This is a genomic window from uncultured Abyssibacter sp. (assembly GCF_964000955.1).
Lineage (GTDB): Bacteria > Pseudomonadota > Gammaproteobacteria > Nevskiales > OUC007 > Abyssibacter.
The window spans coordinates 1-7,480 of record NZ_CAXFCL010000030.1; the positions used below are offsets into that span (position 1 = coordinate 1).

Genomic DNA, 7,480 nt, shown 5'->3' on the forward strand with positions numbered 1-7,480 from the left:
GGCGTTTTTCTGAACGACGCGTGATGCCCGACAGGCACCGGCAGCCCATGCGCGGGCTCCACTGGTCGGCGCGAGCGGGCGGCGCGGGCTGAAAATCCCCTAGATTGGTCTCATCTGGTACGGCATTTGCTCCCGCGATGCCAACTTCATTTCCGCGACGCCAGGGATTGCACGTTTGCCCACGGACGGGGCCAACCGCGTTTCGACGGACGTCACACCATGATCAGATTGCTCGGTTCCCTCTCGGCCACGCTCAGCCTGGCCACCGCCTTGCTGCTTTCGGCCCCCGCGGTCGCCTTCGAGACCACGCCGGCGTCCGGCACGTTGTCGCTGGAGACGCCCGTTCTGGAGTTTTCCGGCAGCACCGATGCCGCCGCGAACGTCACCGGCGTCTGCGTCACCGGCACGATTGATTGCGATGAATTCGCGTTGACCGTGGATCTTCCGGCCGACGTGCTGAGCACCTACCCGGATCTGAAGATTCGCGTCTCCATCACGGCGGAGTTCGACAGCGGGGGCGACTACGATCTCTACGTCAATGATGCCGGCGGCACCGAGGTGGCGTCGTCCGCCACCGCGTCGGGGGCCGAGTCGACGGAATTCGCGGCGGTCGCCGGAACCAGCGAGTACACGGTCGTGATCCTGCCTTACACGGTGTTCCTGAACAGCTACGCCGGGACCGTGGAGCTGATCGGCCTCAACGCCGGCGGTGGCGGCGAAGGTGGTGCCGCGGGCCCGGGGACCGGCTACCCGGCGAGCCTGCCGCTCACCGACGTGCCGCGCGTGGTGGTCAGCGTGATTGATTCCGGCGTGAACCCCTATCACGCGTTCTACCACGCGGGCAGCCCGATCTATCCGGCCGGCTCCGAGCCGTCCGCGGTGAGTTTGCCGCTGCTGCAGGACTTCGCAATCGGACCGGAGTGCTCGCTCGAACTGACGCGGACCGGCGACTTCGCCGCCGACTATCAGGCGGATATCGACCGTGGCCTGTGGGAGCAGGCGGCGGCCTGCGACATGGTCTGGTTCGTCGGGACCAACGTGCTGGCGAAGTCGTTTGGCGCGGGCAGCCGCCTGTTCCTGCCGGACAGCGAGAGCGACACGCATGGTGTCGGCACGTCCGCGGCGGTGCTGTTCGCCAACCCGGAGGCGGTGCTGGTGTTCGTCGAGGGCATTTCCGATGCCAGCGAGACCTTCGCGATGACGCATCCGGCCATCGACTTCGTATCCACCAGCTATGGCGCCATTGGCAGCATCCCGAGCACCGATCACCTGACCGACAGCTTCGTCGGAACCTACGATTGGGGCAAGCTGCATTTCGGTGCCTGCGACAACTCGCCGTCGCCCGCGATCCAGGACTCGACCTGTGGACCGTGGTGGAGTGTGGGCATCGCCGGCTTCGAGGAAACCCAGGACAACGAGCCCGGTGATTCCTCCAACGGCCGGCAGATTGTTTCCGGCACCTTCCCGGATTTCATCGCCGATTTCACCCAGACGCTCCCTTACTGCGCCGAGTGCGAGGATGGCTATGACGACGGGGTCGGCGGCACCAGCTTCGCGACCCCGCGTTCGGCCGGCACGGCATCGAAGATTCTGCTGGAAGCCCGGCGCACGCTGAGCTACCTGGGCGGTGCCTACATCGGCAACGGTCGACCGCTGATGGCGGCCGGTATCGTCGACGGCGAGCCGGTGACCATCACCAACTGGGAACTGCGTCGCGCGCTGGAAGAGGCAGCCTGGGTGCCCGGTATCAACGACTACGACCCCACGCTGGGCGTGGGTGAAATGGCCGCGCCGATCATCGACGAGGCGGCCTGGGTCCAGGTCGGCTGGGGCGTGATTTCACCCGCCGACGAGGCCGAAGTGGTCGCCAAGACCCTGGCCCTGCTGGGTGTCGCCGAAGGTGAGGTCGAGACCAAGGGCTCCGGATTCTGCGAATTCCAGAACGGCCTGATCGCAACCCGCAAGCTGTACTGGGACACCGTGACGGTGGACAGCCAGACGTTCATGAACGCGCCCAGTCCGGACCCCTATCTCTACTGTGACTCCACCATCGCGCTGACCGCCGATGTGGGTGATGGCAGTCCGCAGGACAGCGACGACGATACCGTGACCGATGACATCGACAACTGTCCGGTGACTCCGAATACCGATCAGTCCGACATGGATGCCGACGGCACCGGAGACGCCTGCGAGAAGGGCGCGGTTGGTGGTGGCGAGCCCGGCGATCCGAGCGACCCGGATCCGACCGATGATGACGTCGCCGCCCCGAGCGGATCCTCCGGCGCGATGCCCTGGGCCTTGCTGGGTGTCCTGTTGGTCGCCGGATGGGGCCGCCGGCGCCGGCGGCTCGCGGCGCGACAATGAACTGGGATCGGCCGCACGGCGGCGGACATCGTTTCGCCGCTATGCTCCGGTCCTTCTAATCACCGAACCGCAAGGGAATGCACATGAACCGTCTGCTCACTGGCGCGCTGCTGGCGCTCGGACTTCTGCTCACGGGCGTGGTCGCCCCCGCGCAGGCTCAGGACCAACAGCCCGCCGCCGTGCTGTTTCACGCCGACTGGTGCCTGAACTGCAAGCTGATGAAGCCCAAGCTGGCTGCGTTGAAGGCGGACTACGGGGACCGGATCGAGTTTCTGCGCGTGGACTACACGACCGACGAAGGTCGTTCCGCCGGTGCGGCACTGGCGAAGGCGAGGGGTTTTTCCAAGCTCTACTCCGAGAATCGCTCCACTGGATGGGTCGTGCTGTTGCAACCGGATGGCACCGAGAGCGGAACGCTGAGCGTGACCATGGAAGACGCCGAGATGCGTCAGGCGCTGGACGCCTTGCTGGCCGCCTCGACCCCGTCGTAGAGGTCCTCTTTCAACCACGTGCGGGGGCGCGGGAAACGCGCCAGATAAGGGCGTGGTCGGTGAGCAGGTTGTCGGATTGCACCGATCCGACGATCGGCGGGTGCAACACTGATCTGGATCAACAAGCGGTCCGCCGGCTTCCGGCACGGTCGGGACAGACCCGAACGGAGAGCCCCCGTGACCGACGAGACACCGCGCACGCCGTCCGAGCCTACGCTGTTCGATCGCGTGGGTGGGATGGACGGGATCGGCACCCTGATCCAGCATTTCTACCACGCCATCCTGTCCGATCCGGAACTCGGCCCGTTCTTCGACGGTGCATCGATGGAGCGGATCCGGCGCATGCAGGTCGAGCTGTTCAGCGCGGCGCTGGGCGGGCCGGTTCAGTATTCGGGCCGGCCGCTGATTCACGCGCACCAGCATCTGCATCTGGAACGCACGCATTTGCAGCGCTTTGTCGACCATCTGATGGATACGCTCAAGGGCTTCGAGCTGAGTGATGACGAGCGCTACGACATCATCACGCGGATCAATCTGTACGCGGATGACGTGCTGGGCTCCGCCGCGGGTTACGGCTGATCCCGGCGCGGCTCAGAGCGCCGCGATCGCGGCGTCCAGGCGCTTTTCCGAGACCTTCATCGATGTGCCCAGCGGCTGCGCGAAGACCTGTACCCGGAACTCCTCGATCATCCAGCGCAGGTTGATCAGTGCCTCCGGCGGCTCGCCGCGTCGCGCGGCGCGGGCCGCCAGATCCTTGTAGCGGTTCCAGTAGCGCTGCACCGGTCGCGCGCGTTCCTTGTCGCGGGTGATGTCTTCCTGCGCCAGCTTGTCCAGGCGCATCTCGACCGCTTTCAGGTAGCGGTCCAGATGTCTCGGGTCGGGCAGGCAGCGCAGGCAGCCGCCGAACACCAGATGATCGAGCTGATCACGGATGTCGCCCACCGCCGGCATCCACGGCAGCGGAATATTGCGACCCAGCCGCTTCTGCACGTCCAGCCAGCGGCGCAGCGCCGGCGCGACGCGGGTCCAGATCGCCAGGCCGTCCGCCACCGCGTGGGTACGCACGGTATCGACCAGGGCCTCGAAGTCGGCCTGCGTGCGCGGGGTGGTCTCCATGCGCTGATGAATCACGGTTTCCAGCAGATCGGCGAACAGCACCGGCTCGGGATCGCGCAGCAGACGCTCGTGCAGGCCGGCGGGTGCGAGCGCGGCCGGCGGTGGTTCGGGCAGCTTCGCCGCGGCCAGCAGCTTCAGGTCGTCCAGCTCGCGTTTGAGGAAACGCGCCTGCTGGCTTAGTGCCAGGCGCAGCAGCCGGATCACCCCCTGGCGGTGCCAGCGGGCGGCCTTGTCGGCATCGTCCACCAGTTCCAGGTCCACCGACTGGCCGCGATCCACCAGGGTGGGAATGGCGTTGAAGGCGACGCCACCGTGGTCCAGCCGGACCGTGTCCGGCAGGTCGCCGACATCCCAGGTGGTCAGACCGCTGCGGGCGAAACCGTCGTCCGGCACGGTCTGCACCGCTTCGCGAGCCTGTGCGCCGAGCTGATCGCGCAGGGCATCGAGATCGCGGCCGGCGGCCAGCACCCCGCCGTCGTCGCCGATGACCTCGAAGCGCATGCGCAGATGCGGCGTCGGCTCGTAGTCCTGCCACACATCCGCGGGCAACGGCGCTCCGGTCATCCGGTGCAGCGCCTCCCGGAGCACCGTGGGCAGCACGCCCTCGCCGAAATCCAGGGTTTCGCGCAGCCGTCGCGCGGTGTCGGGCACCGGCACGATCTTGCGCCGGATCGATTTCGGCAGCGCCTTGAGGCGCTCGGTGATCGCATCCTCCAGCATCCCGGGGACCAGCCAGTCCGCCTGAGCCGGATGGATCTGGTTCAGCAGCGGCAGCGGCACCACCGCGGTGATGCCGTCCTCCGGATGGCCGGGTTCGAAGTGGTAACGCAGCGCGACGCGGGTCGAGCCGATGGCCAGCGTCTCCGGATAGTCCTGCTCCGGCAGGCTCAGCCCGGCGTGGCGCAGCAGCGTGGCCTCGTCGAAGCGCAACGCGGCGTCGTCGTTGGTTTTCAACCAGCGCAGCAGGCCAGCCCGATCATGGACGTCGGCGGGCAGGCGCTCGTCGTAGAACGCGAACTGGGTGACCTCGTCCACCAGCAGGTCGCGGCGGCGGAAGCGGGCCTCCTGTTCGGCGATGGACTCGACCAATTCGCGGTTGTGGGCGAGAAACACCGGATCGCGGCGCGTATCGCGCGACAGCCGGTGCGGGATCAGCGCCTCGCGGATGAACAGCTCACGCGCGGTTGCGGCATCGATGCGGCCGAAGTCCACCTTGCGGCCATCGGCCAGGGGCAGGCCGAACAGGCGCACACGTTCGGTTGCCTCCACACGGCCGGACTTGACCGACCAGCGCGGGTCGTATTGCTCACGCGTCAGCAGGTGGGCACCGGCGGCCTCGATCCATTCGGGTTCGACCTTGCCGACCTGATGGGCGTACAGACGTGAGGTCTCCAGAATCTCGCCGGCGACGATCCAGCGTGGCGAGGCCTTCGCGACACCGGAACCGGGAAAGATGCGGAACTTGCGGTTGCGTGCGCCGATGTACTCGCCGCGTTCGTCGTGCACGCCGATCTGGTCGATGAAGCCGGACAGCACGACCTGATGCAGTGCGCGGACATCGGTCTCCGCCAGCGTGCCCTTGGCCGGGGCGGCCGGCCAGTTCAGATCGCGCTCGATCTGCCGGAGCTGACGCACCAGGTCCTCCCACTCGCGCATGCGCATGAAGTGGATGAAATGCCGGTGACACCAGCGGCGCAGGCCGTTGCCGGATTCGTCGCGCTTGGCCAGCTGGAAGGCATCCCACAGCTTCAGCAGGCTGACGAAGTCCGACTGCTTGTCGAGAAACTCGCGCTGCGCCTCGTCCGCGGCCTGGCGCTTGTCCGCGGGGCGTTCGCGCGGGTCCTGGATGGTCAGTCCGGCGCAGAGCACGCGCACCGCGGGCCCAATCGCCGCGGCCTGACCGGCGATCAGCGCGCGGGCAATGCGCGGGTCCAGGGGCAGGCGCGCGAGCTGGCGGCCCAGCGCCGTGATCTGCCCGCGCTCGTCCATGGCCTCCAGCATCTGGAGCAGCCGCATGCCGTCGCGGATGTAGCGGCCTTCCGGCGGATCAATGAAGGGGAAGGCTTCAATGTCGCCGAGCTGCAAGTCCGCCATGGTCAGCAGCACGCTGGCGAGATTGGTGCGGCGGATTTCCGGATCGGTGAACGCGGGCCGGTTGTTGAAATCGTCCTCGTCGAACAGGCGGACGCAGATGCCTTCCGAGACGCGGCCACAGCGGCCCATGCGCTGTTTGCAGCTTGCCTGCGACACGGGTTCGATCGGCAGACGCTGCACCCGCGCAGCGGTGGAATAGCGGGAGATGCGCGCGAGCCCGCTGTCGATCACGTAGCGGATGCCGGGCACGGTCAGCGAGGTTTCGGCGACGTTGGTCGCCAGCACGATGCGCCGGCCGCGGCTGGGCTTGAAGATCGCGTCCTGGGCGCTGCGCGTCAGCCGGGAGTAAAGCGGCAGCACCTCCGCACCGGAAAAGCGGGAATGCGCCAGCGCGCGGCTCAGATGCTGGTCGGTGTCGCGGATGTCCCGCTCCCCGGGCAGAAACACCAGCACGTCACCGGCGGCCTCGCGCCACAGGGTTTGCACCGATCGCCAGATCGCCTCGGGCAGATCGTCGCTGTCCTCCGGCGGGGCGTAGCGCAGTTCCACCGGGTAGGTGCGGCCCTCGACGGCGACGATGGGCGCGTCGTCGAAGAACGCGCTGAGCCGCTCCGGATCGATGGTGGCGGAGGTGATCACCAGCTTGAGATCAGGCCGCTTGGGCAGGATGCGCTTGAGATAGCCCAGCAGAAAGTCGATGTTGAGGCTGCGTTCATGCGCCTCGTCGACGATGATCGCCTCGTAGCGATTGAGAAAGCGGTCGCGCCGTGTTTCGGCAAGCAGAATGCCGTCCGTCATCAGCTTGATCTGGCTGTCGTCCGAAATCGCATCGTCGAACCGCGTCTGGAAGCCGACCAGCCCGCCGGGCGTTTGCCCCAGCTCCTCGGCAATCCGCTGCGCCACGCTGCGCGCCGCCAGTCGCCGCGGCTGCGTGTGGCCGATCAGCCCGGCTGCGCCGTAGCCCATGTCCAGCAATATCTTCGGCAACTGCGTCGTCTTGCCCGACCCGGTGTCGCCGGTGACAACGATGACCTGGTGGTCACGAATCGCCGCGCGGATGTCGTCGGCGCGCTGGGTGACGGGCAGGTCGGGGGCGAGTTGCACCACCGGCTGCGCGGATCGGCGCGCCGCGACCCGCTGGGCGGAGGCCTGGATTCGCGCGATCAGCTCGTCCCGATCCGCCGCCTGTTTCGCGCGTTTCAGATCGCGTCTGAAGCGGTGGCGCTGGCGGGATTCGACCTGGGACCAATCGATGGCGGGGGTGTCGGGCATGAGGGGGACGGGGTGGCGTCGTTCGTGTTCGGGTGTGGAGTTTACTTGGGGTGGTTCTGGCCTCAGCAGGTTTCGCCCTGCCGGGCGAGCCGATTTTCTTTGTACGCCCAAAGAAAACCGGCGAAAAGAAAGGGCGCCCGGGA

General features: G+C 67.2%; 4 protein-coding genes. 3 read left to right on the forward strand and 1 reads right to left on the reverse strand.

Annotated elements, in window-relative coordinates:
• The first annotated feature begins 219 nt into the window (after positions 1-219).
• From ABNS06_RS01225 to ABNS06_RS01235, 3 genes are all read left to right on the forward strand, one after another.
• Entirely contained in the window at positions 220-2,364 is a 2,145-nt protein-coding gene (locus ABNS06_RS01225; RefSeq protein WP_348672133.1) for a hypothetical protein, read from the forward strand.
• 83 nt (positions 2,365-2,447) lie between these two features.
• A complete protein-coding gene (locus ABNS06_RS01230) occupies positions 2,448-2,855 on the forward strand; it encodes a thioredoxin domain-containing protein (protein WP_348672134.1) in 408 nt (135 codons plus the stop codon).
• A gap of 177 nt (positions 2,856-3,032) precedes the next feature.
• Positions 3,033-3,434: a group 1 truncated hemoglobin gene (locus ABNS06_RS01235; RefSeq protein WP_348672136.1), complete on the forward strand. Its 402-nt coding sequence runs from the start codon at positions 3,033-3,035 to the stop codon at positions 3,432-3,434.
• A 12-nt stretch (positions 3,435-3,446) separates the two neighbouring features.
• Here the strand turns inward: ABNS06_RS01235 and hrpA are convergent, their stop codons facing one another.
• Positions 3,447-7,337, reverse strand: coding sequence for an ATP-dependent RNA helicase HrpA (gene hrpA / locus ABNS06_RS01240; RefSeq protein WP_348672138.1), 3,891 nt, complete (start codon positions 7,335-7,337; stop codon positions 3,447-3,449).
• Positions 7,338-7,480 lie beyond the last annotated feature (143 nt).